Source organism: Microbacterium esteraromaticum (assembly GCF_016907315.1).
GTDB lineage: Bacteria > Actinomycetota > Actinomycetes > Actinomycetales > Microbacteriaceae > Microbacterium > Microbacterium esteraromaticum.
The window spans coordinates 1684241-1704035 of sequence record NZ_JAFBBS010000001.1 but is presented as its reverse complement, the minus strand read 5'-3'; the positions used below and the strand labels follow the sequence as shown (position 1 = coordinate 1704035).

Genomic DNA, 19795 nt, shown 5'->3' with positions numbered 1-19795 from the left:
CAAGCGAGGCGCGCTGGAAGGGCCCGAGCCCACCTCGTCTCGAAGCTGCACTCGCCGAACTGTGACCGCACCATGAGAAGGCGATGTCGCGAGGCATAATCGAGTACAGCATCCCGGTCGTTGAGCGAGCGTTGCGAGTCGAAACGCCTGCCCTAGCCCTGCGGCGACACCAATGTTTCACGTGAAACACCCGGCGACGCTCGCGCAGTTTGAGCAGCGGCTGCCATTTCCTCCGGCGTCCCGGTCGTTGGGGAGCGAAGTCGGCGAAACGCGCACCTCGGCGCCACCGGGCTTGGCTTGTCAGATTGATATCTCACACCTGAGAGGCGACTACTCGAAGTGACTGAGCATCCTCCGGCGGCTGATCGAGCTGGGAGGACACCACAGCTCTTCCTGCACATCGAACTCGTCGGTTCGTGTCATCCACATGTGCGCATCTGAGACAGAATCCATGAACGGCAACCGCTACACTCGCGTGATGACGGCGTACACCTATGTTCTTCGGTGCTCAGACGGCACGTTCTACGCGGGAAGCACGAAGCATCTCGAGGACCGGATCGAGGCGCATCATCAGGGGTTGGGTAGTGACTACACGACCAACAGACGGCCACTTCAGCTGATCTGGTGGGCCGAGTTCTCGCGAATTGACGAGGCGTTCGCGCTCGAGAAGCAGATACAGGGTTGGAGCCACGCCAAACGGCTCGCTTTCATCGAAGGAGGCTGGGTTGCCATCAAGGGATGGAGTGCGCGAGAGCGGGCCCTCCGAGGCAGCAAGTAGGTTGCGTCTCTGGTTGAGAACACCGAAAGTACGGGTGGCAGCGCAACTGTGCGGCACGTTCGCCCACCTGAGTTTCACGTGAAGCGGGCAGCGGTCGGAGTCACAACGTCGATTCTGGGTACTGGGGCGGACGTCGACTTGTGCGCTCCGCTCTCGCTCAATGATCTCGACTCGAGCGCCGGGAGCGTATGTTTCACGTGAAACGGGCCAGCTGTTGGGGTCGGCGAGCATTTCGTCTCGTCGCTGCGCTCCTCGCTCAATGACCGGAAAGGTGACGGGGAAGGGCATTGAGCGAGCGGGGCGAGTCGAAACGTTGCGGCCAGATTTCTGGGGCTGTTTGGCATTTCGTCTCGTCGCTGCGCTCCTCGCTCAATGACCGGAAAGGTGACGGGGAAGGGCATTGAGGGAGCGGGGCGAGTCGAAACGTTGCGGCCAGATTTCTGGGGCTGTTTGGCATTTCGTCTCGTCGCTGCGCTCCTCGATCAATGACCGGAGAGGTGACGGGCAGGGGCCTTGAGCGAGCGGAGCGAGTCGAAACGTTGCGGCCAGATTTCTGGGGCTGTTTGGCATTTCGTCTCGTCGCTGCGCTCCTCGCTCAATGACCGGAAAGGTGACGGGGAAGGGCATTGAGCGAGCGGGGCGAGTCGAAACGGTGCGGCCAGGTCCTAGAGGCCGGCTGGCATTTCGACTCGCACGGCGTCCGCGCGCTCAATAGCCCCGGCTCGAGCTCCGGGCCCCTATGTTCCACGTGAAACGGATTGACTGTTGGAGTCGGCGAGCATTTCGTCTCGTCGCTGCGCTCCTCGCTCAATGACCTCGGCACGAGCGCCGGTCGTCTGTGTTTCACGTGAAACGGATTGACTGTTGGAGTCGGCGAGCATTTCGACTCGTCGCTGCGCTCCTCGCTCAATGACCGAGCAAGGGCGTTTCACGTGAAACATGCGCGAGACGATGGGCGCACCTCAGGGAAGGGGACATCCCGGACGTTGAGCGAGCCCAGCGAGTCGAAACGCCCCGGTGTGTTCGGGCATGGTGGCATTTCGACTCGTCGCTGCGCTCCTCGCTCAATGACCGGGGAGGACGAGCATTTCGTCTCGTCGCTGCGCTCCACGCTCAATGACCGGGGTGGCAACGGGCGGTGTGTGGCGCATTGCGACTCGAGCTGACGTCCCTGTTCAATGACCGCAAGGCCGGGGCGTGGGGGAGGGATCACGTAGAGTGGTAGGCGGTCCCGAAAGGAGTCGATGTTTCACGTGAAACCATCCGACAACGCATCGCCGAACAACGATTTCGGGATGGATACCCCGCTCGCTCGGGAACTCGCAGACCTCTCGTCACGACGCAAAGCGCTCAAGGCGGTCGAGGTGCAGTTCAGCGGTGACACCCGCGTCTTCACGGTTTCGAATCAGAAGGGCGGAGTCGGCAAGACCACGACGGCGGTCAATCTGGCATCCGCTCTCGCCGATCTCGGCGCCAAGGTGCTCGTGATCGACCTCGATCCGCAGGGAAACGCGTCGACGGCCCTCGGTGTCGCCCATTCGGCAGACACGAAGAGCATCTACGACGTGCTGATCAACGATCTTCCCTTCGGTGAGATCGTGCAGGACAGCCCGGAATCCCCGAATCTGCGCTGTGCACCCAGCACCATCCACCTCGCGGGAGCCGAGATCGAGCTCGTCTCACAGGTCGCGCGGGAGTTCCGTCTGCGCCGCGCGCTCGAAGAGTACCTGAGCGACAGTCCTGTGGACTTCGTCATCATCGACTGCCCGCCGTCGCTGGGGCTGCTCACGATCAACGCGTTCACCGCGGCATCCGAGGTGCTCATTCCCATCCAGTGCGAGTACTACGCGCTCGAGGGTCTGAGCCAGCTGCTGGGGAGCATCCAGATGATCCAGAAGCACCTCAACCCCGAGCTTCACCTCTCCACGATCCTGCTGACGATGTACGACGCGCGCACGCGCCTCGCCCAGCAGGTCGCCGATGAGGTGCGCACCCACTTCCCGCAGCAGGTGCTCAACGCCGTGATCCCGCGCTCCGTGCGGGTATCCGAGGCGCCGAGCTTCGGACAGACCGTCATCTCGTATGACGGTACCTCGGCCGGCGCCGTCGCCTACCGGGAAGCAGCAGTCGAGATCGCGCAGCGCAGAGAATCCGCCGCGCAGAACAAGGGAGCATGATGGCCAAGCGCACTGGACTCGGTCGGGGGATCGGCGCACTCATTCCGACGACGGACCAGGCGGAGCGTCCCGTCGACGTCTTCTTCCCCGGCGCGACGAAGGTGAAGACGGATGCCGCTCCCGCCACCTCCGACACGAGCACCGCCACGACGGACGAGCCCACGAAAACGGACGCAGAGCTGTCACAGGTCCCCGGGGTGCGTCTGATCCAGATCGACCCGAACAGCATCGTCCCCAATCCTCGTCAGCCGCGCACGCACTTCGACGAGGACCACCTCGCCGAGCTCGTGCACAGCGTTCGCGAGTTCGGTGTGCTTCAGCCGGTCATCGTCCGGGAGAACGCGGACGGCGAGTACGAGCTCATCATGGGTGAGCGCCGCACCCGCGCGGCACGTGAGGCCGGCCTCAACGCCATCCCCGCGATCGTCCGTGAGACCGCAGACGAAGACCTCCTCCGAGACGCACTCCTCGAGAACCTGCACCGCTCACAGCTCAACCCTCTGGAAGAGGCATCCGCCTACCAGCAGCTGCTCGAGGACTTCGGGATCACCCAGGAGGAGCTTGCGGCTCGTATCGGCCGCTCTCGCCCCCAGATCAGCAACACGATCCGCTTGCTTCGCCTGCCCGTTCCGGTGCAGCAGCGCGTCGCGGCCGGCGTGCTGTCGGCCGGTCACGCCCGAGCGATCCTGTCGGTCGAGACCCCTGAGCAGATGCAGCGCCTCGCCGACAAGGTCGTCAACGAGGACCTCTCGGTGCGTGCCACCGAGGCTGCGGCGAAGACGCTCCCGAGCTCTCAGGGAACCACGAGCAAGCCCACCGCCGGTGCGCGTCGTGCCTACCTCGACGAGGTCTCCCACAAGCTCGGTGACCGCCTCAACACGCGGGTGCAGATCACGCTCGGTGCACGAAAAGGCCAGCTCAAGATCGAATTCGCCTCGATCCAGGATCTCAACCGCATCCTCGCCGAACTCGGCGAAGAGGAGTTCGGCTCGCGCTGACCCACGCAGACACAGCAGCTGAGCACCGGAAAACTCCGGTGCTCAGCTGCTTTCCGCGATGTATCGTCGCCGTCTGCTCGGCACCACCCCTTTCAGACGGCACCCGCGCTCCGCTAGCATCCGGAGCACCGACCGGAGGAGGGGCATCATGACCGATTCAGCCAGAGGACGTGCCGCGAGCGGGATCCGCGGAAAAGTGATCGGCGTGAGCATCGCCGCCGCGTTGGGAGGCTTCCTCTTCGGCTTCGACACCGCGGTGATCAACGGCGCAGTGGATGCCCTGGCGGGCGCCTTCGACCTCGGCGTGGGCCTCAAGGGCTTCGCTGTCTCTTCGGCGCTCATCGGCTGCGCGATCGGCGCCTGGTTCGCCGGTCCTGTGGCGAACCGCTTCGGACGCATCCCGACGATGATCGTGGCCGCCGTCCTCTTCCTCGTCTCCGCCGTCGGTTCCGGTCTGGCCTTCGGCGTGATCGACCTCATCATCTGGCGCATCGTCGGCGGCTTCGGCGTCGGTGCGGCGTCGGTCATCGCGCCGGCGTACATCGCCGAGGTCTCGCCCGCGCACGTCCGCGGGCGACTCGGCTCGCTGCAGCAGCTGGCGATCGTGACGGGCATCTTCATCGCGTTGCTCTCGGATGCCCTGCTCGCGAACGTCGCCGGGGGAGCGGCGGAGCCGCTCTGGGGGCTGGAGGCCTGGCGCTGGATGTTCATCGCCGAGGCGATCCCCGCCGTCGTCTACGGGCTCATGGCGATGCGCCTGCCGGAGTCGCCGCGATACCTCGTCGCACGAGGCGATGTCGAGAAGGCGGCGGAGGTGCTCACCCTCGTCACCGGAACCATCGACGTGAAGGCGAAGATCACCGAGATCACGGGCACGATCAACACCGAGCGCAGCGAATCGCTCAGCGACCTGCGCGGCCACCGCTTCGGACTGAAGCCGATCGTCTGGGTCGGCATCCTGCTGAGCATCTTCCAGCAGTTCGTCGGCATCAATGTGATCTTCTATTACTCGACGACGCTGTGGCGATCGGTCGGCTTCGACGAGTCGGATGCCCTGACGATCACCGTCATCACCTCGGTGACGAACATCGTCGTCACGATCATCGCGATCCTGCTGGTCGACCGCGTCGGACGCCGTCTGATGCTCATGGTCGGCTCGATCGGCATGGCCCTGACACTGGGTCTGATGTCCGTCGCGTTCTCGTTCGGAACCCTGGATGCCGAGGGCGCGGTCGCTCTTCCCGACCCGTGGGCGACGATCGCACTGATCAGCGCCAACGCGTTCGTGGTGTTCTTCGGAGCGACCTGGGGCCCGCTGGTGTGGGTGCTGCTGGGGGAGATGTTCCCCAACTCCATCCGCGCCGGAGCGCTCGCGGTCGCCGCAGCGGCTCAGTGGGCGGCGAACTTCTTCATCTCGACGACGTTCCCCGCGTTCGCCGAGATCGGGCTCACCTTCGCATACGGCTTCTACGCGTTCTTCGCGCTGCTGTCGTTCTTCTTCGTCTACTTCAAGGTCGCCGAGACGAAGGGCAAGGAGCTCGAGTCGATGACCGAGGATGTCACGGTCGAGCGCCGCAGACGCGTTCAGCGCTCGTAGAATTGTGAGGTGATCCCCTCGTTCCCGCGTCGTGCCAGCCTCGAAGTGCTGCGCGCCGAAGCGGGCGACGAACGGTCGGTGCTGGTGCACGAGCGCCTGCGCAGCGGCGAGGACCCGTGGGACTTCATGTCTGAGCTGCCGTCGGTCGACGAGCTGGTGGTTCTGTTGCTGCGCACCGACGTCTATGAGGACCGGGGCGGCAACCCACGGGATCCACGCTGGAACGACGTGGTGCTGCGCAGCATCGCACACGAGTATCCCGAGCTGAGCTCGACCGTCTGGCGGATGCTGGCCGCATAGCGACGGGAATCCGCCAGCGCCGCGATTCAGCCGCCGCCGGGATTCCGCCGGCGACGGCCGCCGGGCATCCGGATGCAGAAAGCGCGCCACCTCGATGAGGTGACGCGCTCTCGGTGCACGTGGGGATCAGCCGATGAACGGAGCCAGATCCTGCTCGAGGGCGAACTTCGGCTTGGCGCCGATGATGGTCGTCTTGACCTCACCGCCCTGGAACACCTTCATCGCCGGGATCGACGTGATCTGGTACTTCATGGCCAGGTCGGGGTTCTCGTCGACGTTGAGCTTGAGGATCGTGATCTTGTCGGGGTTCTCGGCCTGGATCTCGTCGAGGACGGGCGCGACCATGCGACACGGACCGCACCACGCGGCCCAGAAGTCGACCAGCACGGGTCCTTCAGCCTGCAGAACGTCCTGCTCCCAGGTTGCCTGAGTGGTTGCCTTGGCAGTCATGGATTGTCTCCTTGTTCGGTGTCCACCTGATCAAACGTCAGGCGGGAGGATTGTGTTCCCGATCAGCTCGCGATGATCTCGGCGGCGATCGCGGCGGGCTCTTCGACCGAGGCGTCTTCGAGGTCGGCGATGAAGTGCTCGGCGTCGAGCGCTGCGACGACGCCCGAGCCTGCTGCCGTGGCGGCCTGGCGGTAGGTCGGGTCGATCACATCGCCCGCGGCGAAGACGCCGGGAACCGAGGTGCGCGACGAACGGCCGTCGACCCAGATGGTTCCGGCGTCCGTGAGCTGCAGCTTGTCGTGCACGAGGTGCGTGCGCGGGTCGTTGCCGATCGCGACGAACACGCCGTCGACAGCGAGTTCACGGGTCGTGTCGTCGACGGTCGAGCGCAGGCGAACGCCGTTGACCGAGTCGCCGCCGAGGATCTCGTCGACGGTGCTGTTCCACACGAACTCGATCTTCTCGTTCGCGAACGCGCGCTCCTGCATGATCTTCGAAGCGCGCAGCGTGTCCTTGCGGTGGATGACGTACACCTTCGACGCGAAGCGGGTGAGGAAGGTGGCCTCTTCCATGGCCGAGTCGCCGCCGCCGACGACCGCGATCTCCTTCTCGCGGAAGAAGAAGCCATCGCAGGTCGCGCACCACGAGACGCCGTAGCCCGAGAGACGCTCTTCGCCCTCGATGCCGAGCTTGCGGTAAGCGGATCCGGTCGCGTAGATGATGGTGGATGCCTCGTGCACGGCGCCGCTGCCGAGGATGACCTTCTTGACCGGGCCGTCGAGCGAGAGCTCGGTGACGTCGTCGTAGAGCACTTCGGTGCCGAACTTCTCGGCCTGCGCCTGCAGCTTGGCCATCAGATCGGGGCCCTGGATGCCCTCGGGGAACCCCGGGAAGTTCTCGACATCGGTCGTGTTCATCAGCTCGCCGCCGACCTCGACGGTGCTGGCGACCAGCAGCGGCTTGAGGTTGGCACGCGCCGCGTAGATCGCGGCGGTGAATCCGGCGGGGCCGGAGCCGATGATGATGACCTGACGCATGTGCTCTCCTAAGGCGGCTGATGTTCAGCAGGCGCGGGTGATCCGCGTCACCTGCGTAAACCCATGGTAGCCGCGCGGCATTCCCGGGCGCTGTGCGGCGCCGCAGGGCGGACGGCGGTTCCGGATGCCCGGATTCACGGCGTCTCCGTGCCGGGAGCCGCCTCGCGGGCGGTGGCTCAGCGGCCAGGCAGGAAGCGGCGCAGCAGTGTGCCTGCGACGGCGAGCTCGGGGGTGCGCATGACGGCCAGCAGGCCGGCGTACACGACGACCACCACCCCGCCGACGAGCGCGGCGCCGAGGGCGCCGAGGAGCTGCGACTGGGCCATCCACCCATCGGCGCCACCGCAGAGCAGGTACAGGCCCCATCCGGCGAAGCCCGCAGGAACCGCGGCGATCGAGAACCACCCGAGTGCGCCCATCCATCGACGCGCACCCAGAGGGCCGAGGCGTCGGTGCAGCAGCCAGATCGCGAGCAGCGTCTGCACGGTGCTCGCGATGGACTGCCCGAGGGCGACGGCAGCCGCCAGATGCGTGATGTCGAGCATCCCGGCATCCACCAGCATCCGTGCGCCCAACGCGGTCGCGACCACGACCACGCACTGCACGAGGGTGAACAGCAGCGGCGTCCTGGTGTCGCTGTAGGCGTAGAACGCGCGCTGCACCATGAAGATCACGGTGAGGGGCACCAGGCTCACGAGGTAGGCGAGCAGCACGAGGGCGGCGGCCTCGGCATCCGGAGCCGACCGTGTGAACACCCGCGATGCGGGAACGGCCGCCGCGACCACTGCGGCCAGCGCGCCGACGATGAAGAAGCCGAGGGTGCGCACGGCGCGCGAGATGTCGGCGATCACCTCGTCGTCGCGTCCGGCGACGGCGTGCTCGCTGATGCGCGTGAAGTACGGGGTGCCGATCGACAGCACGATGATCGAGTAGGGGAGCATGAACACCAGCCAGGCGTTCGACATCACCGTGCTGCCCGCACCCGCGCCGGAGGCCAGGTTCGCGACGTTGGTCTGCAGGAACCCCGTGGCCAGGCTCACCAGAGCCATCAGCAGCGTCCAGCTCGCGAGCTTGCCGACATCGCCGAGGCCCACGCCGCGCCAGTGGAAGTCGGGGCGGATGTGGATGCCCGTGCGTCGCCAGAACAGCATCAGCACCGCCGCCTGCACGAGGATGCCGAGGGTGGCCGTGCCGCCGAGTGCGGCGATCATCATCGGCGTCCACTGATCGACGTCGACCAGTTCGGTGCCGAAGACGGCGCCGATAACGAGGAAGCCGATGATCGACAGGATGTTGTTGACGACGGGCGCCCACGTGAACGGCCCGAAGATGTTGCGGGCGTTCAGGGTCTCGCCGACGATGGCGTACAGGCCGTAGAACACGATCTGCGGCAGGCACCAGTAGGCGAACGCGATGGCGAGGGCGGCCTGCTCACCGCCCTTCGGCAGCTGCACCGAGACGAGCCACGGGGTGAGGATCGCCGCGACGCCGGTCGCGACGATGAGCACGACCGTGCCGAGGGTGAACAGCTTCGAGATGAAGGCGCTGCCCTTGTCGTCGTGGCGGGCCGCGGCGACGATCTGCGGCACGATCACCGCGGTGAGCAGACCCACCGAGATGAGGTTGAAGATGCTGTTGGGCAGCTTGTTGGCGACGTCGAACGCGTCGGCCGCCTGCGATCCGACAGCGCCGAGGACGAGCACGAGCACGATCGTGCGCAGCAGTCCGGTGACGCGCGAGATCATCGTTCCCGCGCCGATCAGTGCACTGGCGCGGCCGAGACTCGTCACTTGCTCTCCTCAGGGGTGTCATCTGCGGCATCCGCTCTGCGTCGCCGCACCATCCGCACGATGCCGACGATCAGCAGGAGCCCGATCACCCCGCCGAGGATGCCGAGACCGATGCCCTCCCAGTCGGCGCGCAGCGTGACGTCGGCGACCTCGGGCTGGCCGATCGGCACGCCTGCGTCGCTCTCGAGGCGGAAACGAACATCGACCTGACCGCTCGCGACGCGCGCCTCGATCGGCACGTCGACGCGCGTGGCGCTCGAAGCGAGCGCCGTCACCGGGGTCACGGGCTGAATGTCGAGCCGGTTGTCGGACGGGGTGCTGAACAGGTTGACGGTCACCGGCCACGGCAGGTCGTTGCGCACCCACACGGGCAGCGGCGCAGCCGACGTGAACAGCTGCACCGGCTTGGGCTTCTGCACGGTCACCGATGTGAGTGTGGTGCTCACGCGATCGGCGTGCGCCGCAGTGCGCTCGCTGAACTGCTCGTCGTCGAGGCCGACGCCGATGGTGCGCAGCAGGCGGATGCGCTCGGGCGCGAGCAGGACGGCCGGCTCATCGAGAATGGTCGCGAAGGCGGCGAGCCGGTCTTCACCCGCGAGCATGCTGTTCAGCTCGGCGACGCGGGCACCCGGAGTCGTCTCGGTGAGGGTGACGGATGCCGGTGCGCCGACGCGCAGCGAGCTCAGCGTCGCACCGGGCGAGGCGAAGGCCACGAGCGCCTTGCGCAGCGCCTCGGGGGAGCGGGTCTCGGAGCGGTCGAGCGCGACGGCGGTCAGCTCGCTGCTGCGGGCGGCGAAGAACAGGTGGCCGGCGGCGCCCGCCAGCTGGGCCTCGGCCGCCGCGGGATCGGAGCGCTCCACGGCCGCCGACAGACGGGCGGAGGCCGCGGCGTCGGTGATCAGCAGGTCGCGTGCGCCGACGGCGCTGTGCACCGCCGATGCGCCCTGCACAGCCGTGGAGGGAAGGATCGTCGTCACCCGGTCGCCGAGGTACCCTCCGAACGCCGCGAGGTCCTTCTCGGTGATGCCGGCGCGCGGCCACAGGATCCCGGCCTGCGAGCCGCGGACGGCCGTGAGCTCGCTGTTGTCGGGCAACTCGGGCTCCGCGCTCGGAAGCGGGGTGGGGGTCGGCTCCGATGTCGCTTCGGGCTCGGGCTCGACGGCGGGGAAGTCGGCGGGATCGAGAAGCGGCGCGAAGTCGGGCTCGGCGAGCAGCTGCGCCCGACCCGACTGCGCCTGCACCGTGGCATCGGCGTCGCCGAACTGCAGGGTGAACATGTCGTTCGGCAGCGCCTCGAAGCTCTCGAGCCACTGCGTCGCGCTCACCGGGGCCGACTCGCCGAGAACACGGATGGCCGCGGGGATCGAGGGGTCGATGGCGAGGATGGCGCTGGTTCCCGAGACGGCCTCGACGAGATCTGTGAGAGCGCCGTCGTCGGCGGTGAGCGTGCTCAGCTCGTCGGCAGTGAGCAGGCCGCCGTTCTCGGGCGTCGCGGTGATGGGCACGATCACCGCGGTGCGGCTGTCCGTCGGCGGCGTGACGACGACGACAGATTCGGCGGTGACGTTCCACGGCACGGTCTCGCCGTCGGCGTCGGTGGTGGTGGCCCCGTTGAGGCGCGCCTTGAGCGGGTACACCCCCGGTGCGAGGGTGCCGAGGTCAGTGGCGTCGACGCTCACGCTCACCGAGTCGTCTGCGCCGTCGGTCACGACGGGGCTGCTCTCGGTGGCGACGGTGCGGAACCCGCCGCCGGCCGTGCCCCCGTCGAGCCACGCGTCGAGAGCCGCGCCGTCGGCCAGGGGAGTGGTGTTCAACTCGACGCTGACGCTCCCCGCGGTGAGGTCGCTGTCGGTGGGATTGTCGATCGTGACGGTTCCCGTCATCGGCGTGCCCGGCGCGATCTCGCCACCCGCCCCGACAGAGAGGAACAGCTCGACAGCCGGGTCGGCCGGCTGCTCGGCATCCGCGTCGTCTGCGAGAGCGGCGGGGGAGACGCCGAATCCGATCGAGCCGACGACGACCACCGCGGCGAGGCGGCCCAGCAGCCGTCGCGCGCGCGGGCGGGGGCCTTCGCGAGGGATCGTCGAGTTCATGTGTGCGGGTCGGCGGCTTCGGGAATCCGGCACCGGCGACGCCCCCGATTCTAGGCGGCGACGCCTCGCGAACCCTGAAGGCGCGTAGAGTGACGGCCGTGCCGCACCGCGCTCAGCCCCTCCCAGACGCCCCTCTCGCGCAGGCGCTCGCCGCCGATCTCGACGCCGCAGACTTCCGTTCGCAGCCCCTGCGGCGACTCTGGGGCGAAGAGGCGGACGACGCCGTCGGCCGAGGCTTGCGGGAGCCGATCCTGCGTGCGCTGGGCGGGCGAGACGACGTCCTGCCGACGCTGGGCCGGCTGTGGGTGCTCGGGATGCCGCAGCCGCACGACGCCGTCGAGCGGGCGCTGCCGCAGCTCGGCGTCGATGGGGCGGTGTCGCTGGGCCTTGCCCGTGTCGATGGCGGCGACGTGCATCCCGAAGCGCTGATCCGGCCCCAGTCGTTCGTGGATGCCGACGGCGTCGGCGAATGGTGGATCGCGAGCGACCTCGATGAGATCGCCCTCGGCGCCTCACTGCCCGCCGATCACGTGCTGGGCGTCGGCGGAGCGTCGCGCACGCTCGCAGAGCTCGTCATCCCCGTGCCGATCGGGCGGGCGCTCGACCTCGGCACCGGATGCGGGATCCAGGCGCTGCTGGTCTCGCGGCATGCAGGCCGGGTCGTCGCGACCGATATCTCGGCTCGCGCGCTCGCCTACGCCGAGCTGAACGCGCTGCTGAACGGCGTGCACAACATCGAATTCCGCCTGGGCAGCCTCTTCGAGCCCGTTGCGGGGGAGTCGTTCGACCTCATCGTGTCGAACCCTCCCTTCGTCATCACCCCGCGCGCGTCAGGTGTGCCCGAATACGAGTACCGTGACGGGGGCCTCGTGGGTGATGCCCTCGTCGAGGAGTTCCTGCGCAGCGCTCCCGCGCACCTGGCCGCCGGTGGCATCGCGCAGCTGCTCGGCAACTGGGAGTCGCGCGGCGGCGCTCGGGGCCTCGACCGAGTGCGCTCGTGGATCGGCGACGACCTCGACGCCTGGGTGATCCAGCGCGAAGAGCTCACCCCGCTCGGGTACGCCGAGCTCTGGATCCGGGACGGGGGGACGCTGCCACGGGATGCCGAGTTCACCCGTCTGCTCACCGCGTGGCTCGACGACTTCGCCGAGCGTGACGTGACCGCTGTGGGCTTCGGGTACATCCTCCTGCGCCGCCCGCCGGCGAACCACGACGTGCTTCGTCGCTTCGAGACGGTCTCGCAGCCGGTGTCGAACCTCGGGCTGGCCCTCGGTGCCGGTCTCGCCGCACATGACGTGCTCGCCGAGGGCATCCCCGCCCGGCTCACGGTCGCACCCGACGTGACCGAGGCCCGCCATCTCATGCCAGGAGAAGACGACCCGAGCGTCATCGAGCTGCGCCAGGGCGGCGGCTTCGGCCGCACGATCGGCGTCGACAGCGCACTCGCCGGGTTCGTCGGCGCGTGCGACGGCGAACTCAGCGTCGCACAGATCGCCGCCGCGCTCGCCGACCTCTTCGACGTGCCGCTCGCCGACCTATGGGCGGATGTCGAGCCGCGCATCCGCCAGCTGGTGCTCGACGGAGTTCTCCTGCCCGCCGGGGAATAGCATCCGGCTTACATGCGTTTGCATATGACATGAAGGCATTCGGCTTCCTCTCGTTCGGGCACTACCAAGACGTGCCCGGCTCTGTCACCCGCACCGCCGGCGACATGCTGCGCCAGACCATCGAGCTCGCCGAGGGCGCCGATGAGATCGGCGTCAACGGCGCATACGTGCGGGTGCACCACTGGGCTCGTCAGGCTGCGTCGCCCATGCCGCTGCTGTCGGCCATGGCTGCCCGCACGAAGCGCATCGAGGTCGGCACGGGCGTGATCGACATGCGATACGAGAACCCGTTCCAGTTCGCCGAAGAGGCCGCGGCGCTCGACCTCATCGCCGACGGACGCATCGCCCTGGGTGTGAGCCGCGGATCACCCGAGACGGCGCTGCGGGGCTACGAGACCTTCGGCTTCCACGACGAGGAGGACACCGAGCGCGGCAGCGTGCTGGCTCGCGAGAAGTTCGACCTGTTCCTCAAGGTGATCGACGGTGAGCGCATCGCACCCGGCGACCCGCGCATGGTCGGTCCTGGGCAGTACCTGGCCATCGAGCCGCAGTCGCCCACGCTCCGCGACCACATCTGGTGGGGAGCAGGGTCCCGCGCGACCGCCGAGTCCACGGGGCGCATGGGCCTGAACATGATGAGCTCGACCCTGCTCACCGAGGCCACGGGCCAGCCGTTCCACGAGCTGCAGCGCGAGCAGATCGACCTGTTCCGCTCCGCCTACAAGCAGGCCGGTCACACGGGAGCACCCCGCGTGTCGGTGAGTCGCAGCGTGTTCCCGCTGGTCAGCGATCGTGACCGCGCGTACTTCGGCATGCGCTCGCGCGAGAACAGCGACCAGGTGGGCATCATCGACGGCTACCGCTCGACGTTCGGCAAGACGTACGCCGCCGAACCGGACGAGCTGATCGAGCAGCTCCGCGCCGACGAGGCCGTCATGGCCGCCGACACGCTCATGCTGACCATCCCTAATCAGCTGGGTCCGGAGTACAACCTGCACGTGCTGCAGGCTTTCGCCGAGCACGTCGCCCCCGCCCTGGGCTGGAAGCCCAACACCGAGGGGCCCGTGCAGGGCGACCCCATCGACTGACCCGCCTTCACCCCGGCGCGCAAGGGACGCGCCGGGGTTCACCGAGGGTTCACGAGACGGTCGAATAGGACGGAAGACGGTTACCGAGCCGTCATCCGAGGGGACTACGAAGAGGAGCGGCATTCGCCGACTCCCCCTTCGTGAAGAGGTCCTCTTTCCATGCCCCATCCATCCCTCCGTCGTGCCGGAGCCGGAGCACTCGCCGCCGTGGTCGTCGCCACCGCGCTGGTCTCCGGTGCCGCGCCCGCCGCCTTCGCGGACGAGACGACACCCACGCCCACGGCGACCCCCGCCACCGAGCAGGCCGTGACTCCCGAGCCCGCGCCCACCGCACCCAGCACCGACGAGACGGCCGAGCCGACTCCGGATGCCACAGAGCCCGCACCCACGGCTGAGCCGGCGCCGACGGAGCCCGCGCCAACGGAGCCCGCGCCGACGGAGCAGCCCGCAGAGCCGGACCCGACGGAGCCGGCGCCGACAGAACCGGTCCCGGCTCCCGATGAGGTCGCGCCTGAGGCATCCGAAATCGCGCCAGTCACCGGCGAGAGCGGCAACGCCGCCGAGCACTGGCCGCTCGTGATCACCGAGATCAACGGCGACAACGCCGGAGCCGACATGTACGAGTTCGTCGAGGTCACGAACACCACGGCCGAGCCGATCGATCTCACCGCAGAGGGCCTGCAGATCAGATACCACACGAGCCAGTGGAACACCGGCACCGTGCAGCCGCTGATCCACCTCGACGGCGAGGCCGACAGCCCGGCGGTCATCCCCGCCGGCGGCACCGCCGTGCTCTGGATGAACTACGCCGACGGTGACGCGCGCCGCAGCCTCACGAAAGAGCAGTTCCGCGCGTTCTACCACGTTCCCGAGACCGTGCAGGTGCTGCGCTTCGGACCGCAGGGCGGGTTCGCGAACAGCGGCTCGCGCGGCTTCAGCCTGACGGATGCCGAGGGCGCGACCCTCGCACGCGCCTGGGTGCCGTCAGACGACGGCGTCAGCTCGACCCCGTGGAACGCCCAGTTCGCGGTGCCGAACCAGATCGGCTCGGCAGAAGCGCGTCTGCTCGACTTCGACCCGACAGGAGCGACCGCGGCGCCCACTCCCGGCACGATCACGGTCGACCAGGTCACGAGCGAGCTGATCCCCGCGCCCAAGCCCACCGACCCCGACGCCAAGGGCCCGATCCTGCAGATCACCGAGGTCGCGCCGGACACGGCGAACGTCTCGGGCTCCGACGCATTCGAGTTCATCGAGGTCTACAACGCCTCCGACGCACCCGTGGGCTTCGGCGACTACGCGCTCAGCTACCTCACCACCGACAATGCCCTCACCGGCCCGACCACGAACGCGTCGACGCTGTGGCCGGCCGGACCAGGCGAGCCGACCATCGGCGCCGGCGAGACGCTCGTGCTGTGGATCCAGAACCCGGCCGTACTCAGCGCCGGGTACACGGTCGCCGACTTCAACGCGGCATTCGGCACCGATCTGGTGCTCGGCGAGAGCATCCTGACCATCCAGTCGGGCGGCATGGCGAACGGCGGATCGCGTGGCCTGCAGCTGAGCACGAAGAGCGGCCACGACATCTCGCGCGCCTACTACTTCGACGATGCGCAGACCACGGCGTCGACCGCCATCCAGTACGGCTGGAACCCCGCCGACGTCAGCAGTGCCCTGTGGGTGCCCGCCGATCCCGCAGGCAGCATCCAGACCATGCAGGGTCTGGCCGCCCCCACCCCGGGCGCGGTCAGCGACAGCCAGGTCGCAGGATCGTACGTACCGCATCCCGCGGCCGGGTCCGCCCCCACGATCGTCGACCTCACCGGCGGCAGCGAACTGCCGGGCGGCGAGGGCATCGAGCTCGGCTTCGACATCTCCGACGACGTGCTCGTGCGCCGCGTCACCCTCACGCTCACCGACGACCTCGGCGCGACCGAGACCCGTGATCTGACGTTCACGACCGCGGGTCGCTACGGGTACAGCATCCCGTCGGTCGACGTCTACGGAAAGCGCTGGCTCGAGTATTCGGTCACCGCAGGTGACGGCAGCCAGACCACGACGCTCGGACCGGTGCGCCTCACGCTCGACGACACCCCCGACGACCCCGTGCGGCTCAACGTCACCGAGGGGCAGTTCGTCGGCGGGCAGACGCCGCTCGTCGCGACCACCGACGGCGACCCGGCGTCGCTCTCGCTCGGCATCGACGGCGAGAAGGCCGGTGAGACGACGCCGTCGCTCGAGCGGGCACCGCGATTCGCGATCGAGGCGACCAGCACCGACGCGTTCTTCCGCAACGGGCTCAAGCTCGGCGACACCGTGCTGAAGGTGTTCGACGAGGGCTACTACGACCGCATCGTGACGGTCGATGGCGAGGTGCCCGTGCAGGAGGTCGTGCGCGGTGAGCAGCTGACGCTCGGCGTGTACGCCGGGACGAAGGCCTGGCCGCAGCCGGACCCCAACGAGAACAACGACGACTACACGGCCATGAACCCGCGTCTCGTGCTGCCCGACGGCAGGGTGCTGCGCCCGACCTCGTGCGCGGGTGCGGGCGAGGGCCAGGAGCCGACCGAGCGCGCCTGCCCCGCCACGTCGGCCGAGCGGATCAACTTCAGCGACGCCAACCTGGTCTACTTCCTCGCGACGTTCACCATCCCCGACGACGCCTTCGACCCGGTCTCGACGCTGTGGGACACCACGGCCGTCGCAGACGGCGAGCACGTGATCACAGCATCCGCATCGCCGGAGGCCGAGGCCGAGTCCGCCGCCCGGGCAGCCGACGCGATGTCGGCGACGCGCACCGTGATCGTCGACAACACCGCTCCCCAGATCGAGAGCACGATCGTCGACGGCCGCCAGTACCGGGGTGCGTTCACGATCGACGCGACCGTCACCGACGCGGGCTCCGGCTTCGAGTCGGTCACGGCGACGCTCGACGAGAAGGAGATCACGCTGCCGCTGGCGACCTCATCGCTCACGCTCACGCCGGGCGACCACACTGCGGTCATCACCGCGAAGGACGCCGTCGGCAACGTCTCGACGACGACCATCGCCTTCTCGACCGCGGACGAGAAGCCGAACACGCAGCTGATCAGCCCCGATGACGGCGCCGAGCTGACCGGCGACGAGGTGGACCTCGTCGCCAGGCCCGGGTCGCAGGTCGACGACCGCCTCGAGCTCTGCTTCGCCGAGGGGTACACGTACACGTCTATGGATGACGAGGTGCGCGTCGCCGCCGGCACCACCTCGAGCTCGCGCTCGACCGACCGCGGCGACGCGAAGGCGCTGACCGAGGACGAGCTGGCGCGCATCGCGCGCCTGGACGGCATCGAGGTCGCCGCGAGCTCCGACACCGCCATGCCGTACCAGCTGTTCACGGTGCAGGTGCCCGAGCGGGCAGGTTCCGACGCCCAGGTGCGCGTCGCGTGGGAGGGTTCTGCCAACGCGGATGCCAAGGTGCTGCTCTACGTGCAGAAGACCGACGGCTCGTGGCACGAGGTCGACCGGCACGTCACCACAGGCGGTTCGCCGACCAGCTTCGCCCTGGAGGCCGAGGTCGCGGTCGACGGTCACGCGAAGGATGGCGCGCTGACCCTGCTCGTGCAGCACTCCGAGGGCTGGGCGGGCACCGACAGCAGCTCGCGGGACTCGCAGGTGACGCCGTTCAACGCCGGCGCCACGCCCCGGGACCAGTACGACTTCACGCTCGGCTGGCTGTCTGACACGCAGTACTACAACCGCAACGAGGGCGATCTCGCCGGCGACGGCGGTTCGGACGTCTGGTACCAGCACCAGCAGAACATGAACCGGTTCCTGGTCTCGCAGCGCGACGCACTCAACCTGCAGTACGTCACGCACACCGGCGACATCGTCGACAACTACGACCAGCCGCATCAGTGGAAGAACGCGGATGCGGCGTACCGCCTGCTCGACGACGCCGGCATCCCCTACGGTGTGCTCGCCGGCAACCACGACGTCGGCCACTGGGACGGCGACTACACCGAGTACAGCAGGAACTTCGGCGAGGCCCGCTTCGCCGGGAACCCCTGGTACGGCGGCTCATACAAGGACAACCGGGGTCACTACGACCTGGTCACCGCCGGCGGGATCGACATGCTCATGATGTACATGGGCTGGCCCGACCCCAACGACGAGGCGTCGAACAGCGAGGACATCGCCTGGATGAACTCGATCATCCGGCAGTACCCCGAGCGCAAGGTCATGATCAACCTGCACGAGTACATGCTCACCACGGGCGGACTCGGACCCTTCCCGCAGCGGATCTACGACGAGGTCGTGGCGCCGAACGCGAACGTCGTCTCGGTCGGCTCAGGGCACTATCACGATGCGTACACGCGTCTCGACGAGTTCGACGACGACGGCGACGGCGTCGCCGACCGCACGGTCTACTCGATGCTGTTCGACTATCAGGGTCTGCCGGAGGGCGGTCAGGGCTACCTGCGTCTGCTGCACTTCGACAACGAGCATGGCCGGATCATCGTGCGCACGTACTCGCCGTCGCTCGACGATTTCGACTCCGACGACGCGTCGCTGAACAGCCCGGCCGGCATGCAGGAGTTCGAGATCCCCTACGCCGCCGGCGGCATCGCCCCGGTGACCAAGGTGCTGTCGACCGACTCGTTCCGGGTCGACATCCTGACCACGAACGAGATTGGCTGCGTGCAGGACGTCGTGAGCGGCGAGCAGACGACGGTCGCGTGGAAGGGCCTGGATGCCGGTGAGCACGGCTGGTACGTGCGCACCATGGGCCCGTTCGGCGGAGTGGAGAGCACTGAGGTGCGCTCGTTCACGACCGATGGCAAGCCGACGACCGACCCCGGCGAGGGTGGTCCTGGTGACGGTGACGGTGGTCCTGGTGACGGTGACGGTGGTCCTGGTGACGGGGACGGTGGTCCCGGGGACGGAGACGGGGGTCCTGGTGACGGTGACGGGGGTCCTGGTGACGGTGACGGTGGTCCCGGGGACGGTGACGGCGGTCCTGGTGACGGCGGTTCAGAGGGACCGGACGCCGGCGCCTCCGACGGCGGTCCGAAGAGCCCCAGTGTCGACCGTCCCGGTGACGCGCTGGCGACGACCGGCTCATCCGGAACATGGACGCTCGGCCTCGGCATCGTCGCGCTCCTCGCGCTCGTGGCCGGCGGCATCCTGTACCTGAACGGCCGCCGCCGGGCCTAGCGCCTGTGCTGCAAGACCCCGTCGGCACTCGCCGGCGGGGTCTTCTCGTTCACCGCCCGACTGCGAGACAAGAGCCTCAACTCTGAGGGACGTTCGCACTTGTGAAGGACTCCCCAGCGTCCAGCATCCTTCAGAATCGCCATGGTCCTTCAGAAATGAGCGCCTTACGCGGGCGGGCGCAGCAGGCGGAACTCCTCGCAGACGACGGGCATGGTCGGATCGTAGCCGCGCGGATTCTCGGAATGCTGGCGCCAGTAGCGCTCGTGCACCTCACGCCAGTGCTCGAGAGTGCGGTCGCCTTCGCCCTCGGCGAAGGCGTGGGATGCCGAGACCTGATCGAACGGCACCACGTCGATGGCCGTGGTCTCGAGCAGCGCGCGGGGCGCGCCGCGCCCGTCGAGGATGATGCTCAGCTCGCCCACCTGGGGCAGCGGCTCGCCGGTGTGCTCGTAGTCCCACAGCGACGAGGCCGTGGCCGTCTTGGTCCCTGCCAGCACGAGGGCGAGCAGGCCGTCGGCGTGCTCCGGTGTGGCGCCGAACGACCACACCTCGGGCAGCGCCTCGGGCAGGTGCGGCAGCGCGGCGCGGCACTCGCGCCAGAACTCGTCGATGGCGGCGTCGGTATGCATCCCCTCACCGTACGCGCCCCGGACGATCGACCATGCGGATGCGGCGATCAGGGACGTC

13 protein-coding genes are annotated in these 19795 nt (G+C 68.2%); 8 read left to right on the top strand and 5 right to left on the bottom strand.

From position 1 onward, the window contains the following. Window positions 1–478 precede the first annotated feature (478 nt). The 5 genes from JOE67_RS08280 to JOE67_RS08260 all read left to right on the top strand — a co-directional run bounded on the left by JOE67_RS08280 (window position 479) and on the right by JOE67_RS08260 (window position 5850). Window positions 479–778 (top strand): GIY-YIG nuclease family protein, encoded by a 300-nt coding sequence (locus JOE67_RS08280; RefSeq protein ID WP_204975000.1) that lies wholly within the window; start codon window positions 479–481, stop codon window positions 776–778. A 1295-nt stretch (window positions 779–2073) separates the two neighbouring features. Next, window positions 2074–2955, top strand: coding sequence for a ParA family protein (locus JOE67_RS08275; RefSeq protein ID WP_204974999.1), 882 nt, complete (start codon window positions 2074–2076; stop codon window positions 2953–2955). Further along, entirely contained in the window at window positions 2955–3953 is a 999-nt protein-coding gene (locus JOE67_RS08270) for a ParB/RepB/Spo0J family partition protein (protein WP_204974998.1), read from the top strand. Before JOE67_RS08275 ends, JOE67_RS08270 begins: the two co-directional genes overlap by 1 nt. A 148-nt stretch (window positions 3954–4101) precedes the next feature. Next, window positions 4102–5550 (top strand): sugar porter family MFS transporter, encoded by a 1449-nt coding sequence (locus JOE67_RS08265; RefSeq protein ID WP_204974997.1) that lies wholly within the window; start codon window positions 4102–4104, stop codon window positions 5548–5550. 9 nt (window positions 5551–5559) lie between these two features. Continuing rightward, window positions 5560–5850, top strand: coding sequence for a tryptophan synthase subunit alpha (locus JOE67_RS08260; RefSeq protein ID WP_204974996.1), 291 nt, complete (start codon window positions 5560–5562; stop codon window positions 5848–5850). Window positions 5851–5976: 126 nt separating this feature from the next. Here JOE67_RS08260 and trxA read toward each other — a convergent pair whose 3' ends face one another. The 4 genes from trxA to JOE67_RS08240 form a co-directional block, all read right to left on the bottom strand. Then, window positions 5977–6300, bottom strand: coding sequence for a thioredoxin (gene trxA / locus JOE67_RS08255; protein ID WP_204974995.1), 324 nt, complete (start codon window positions 6298–6300; stop codon window positions 5977–5979). Window positions 6301–6362: 62 nt separating this feature from the next. Beyond that, entirely contained in the window at window positions 6363–7337 is a 975-nt protein-coding gene (trxB, locus tag JOE67_RS08250) for a thioredoxin-disulfide reductase (RefSeq protein WP_204974994.1), read from the bottom strand. A 176-nt stretch (window positions 7338–7513) separates the two neighbouring features. Continuing rightward, the gene (murJ, locus tag JOE67_RS08245; protein WP_204974993.1) at window positions 7514–9127 is read right to left on the bottom strand and encodes a murein biosynthesis integral membrane protein MurJ; all 1614 of its coding nucleotides are present in this window, start codon (window positions 9125–9127) and stop codon (window positions 7514–7516) included. After that, window positions 9124–11220: a DUF6049 family protein gene (locus JOE67_RS08240; protein WP_204974992.1), complete on the bottom strand. Its 2097-nt coding sequence runs from the start codon at window positions 11218–11220 to the stop codon at window positions 9124–9126. Before JOE67_RS08240 ends, murJ begins: the two co-directional genes overlap by 4 nt. Window positions 11221–11309: 89 nt before the next feature. Between JOE67_RS08240 and JOE67_RS08235 the strand changes: the two genes are divergently transcribed. From JOE67_RS08235 to JOE67_RS08225, 3 genes are all read left to right on the top strand, one after another. Further along, complete coding sequence (locus JOE67_RS08235; protein ID WP_420827640.1) at window positions 11310–12827, top strand: DUF7059 domain-containing protein; 1518 nt, start codon at window positions 11310–11312, stop codon at window positions 12825–12827. A 29-nt stretch (window positions 12828–12856) separates the two neighbouring features. Further along, window positions 12857–13915: an LLM class flavin-dependent oxidoreductase gene (locus tag JOE67_RS08230; RefSeq protein WP_204974990.1), complete on the top strand. Its 1059-nt coding sequence runs from the start codon at window positions 12857–12859 to the stop codon at window positions 13913–13915. A 159-nt stretch (window positions 13916–14074) separates the two neighbouring features. Next, complete coding sequence (locus JOE67_RS08225) at window positions 14075–19108, top strand: metallophosphoesterase (protein ID WP_204974989.1); 5034 nt, start codon at window positions 14075–14077, stop codon at window positions 19106–19108. 164 nt (window positions 19109–19272) lie between these two features. Here JOE67_RS08225 and JOE67_RS08220 read toward each other — a convergent pair whose 3' ends face one another. After that, window positions 19273–19737: an ASCH domain-containing protein gene (locus JOE67_RS08220; protein WP_204974988.1), complete on the bottom strand. Its 465-nt coding sequence runs from the start codon at window positions 19735–19737 to the stop codon at window positions 19273–19275. Window positions 19738–19795 lie beyond the last annotated feature (58 nt).

Excerpts from the sequence above, each read along its gene's own strand:
- JOE67_RS08280 (WP_204975000.1), top strand. The coding sequence starts at position 479 with ATGACGGCGTACACCTATGTTCTTCGGTGCTCAGACGGCACGTTCTAC.
- JOE67_RS08240 (WP_204974992.1), bottom strand. The coding sequence starts at position 11,220 with ATGAACTCGACGATCCCTCGCGAAGGCCCCCGCCCGCGCGCGCGACGG.
- JOE67_RS08230 (WP_204974990.1), top strand. The coding sequence starts at position 12,857 with ATGAAGGCATTCGGCTTCCTCTCGTTCGGGCACTACCAAGACGTGCCC.
- trxB (WP_204974994.1), bottom strand. The coding sequence starts at position 7,337 with ATGCGTCAGGTCATCATCATCGGCTCCGGCCCCGCCGGATTCACCGCC.
- JOE67_RS08275 (WP_204974999.1), top strand. The coding sequence starts at position 2,074 with ATGGATACCCCGCTCGCTCGGGAACTCGCAGACCTCTCGTCACGACGC.
- trxA (WP_204974995.1), bottom strand. The coding sequence starts at position 6,300 with ATGACTGCCAAGGCAACCACTCAGGCAACCTGGGAGCAGGACGTTCTG.
- JOE67_RS08225 (WP_204974989.1), top strand. The coding sequence starts at position 14,075 with ATGCCCCATCCATCCCTCCGTCGTGCCGGAGCCGGAGCACTCGCCGCC.
- JOE67_RS08270 (WP_204974998.1), top strand. The coding sequence starts at position 2,955 with ATGGCCAAGCGCACTGGACTCGGTCGGGGGATCGGCGCACTCATTCCG.
- JOE67_RS08265 (WP_204974997.1), top strand. The coding sequence starts at position 4,102 with ATGACCGATTCAGCCAGAGGACGTGCCGCGAGCGGGATCCGCGGAAAA.
- JOE67_RS08220 (WP_204974988.1), bottom strand. The coding sequence starts at position 19,737 with ATGCATACCGACGCCGCCATCGACGAGTTCTGGCGCGAGTGCCGCGCC.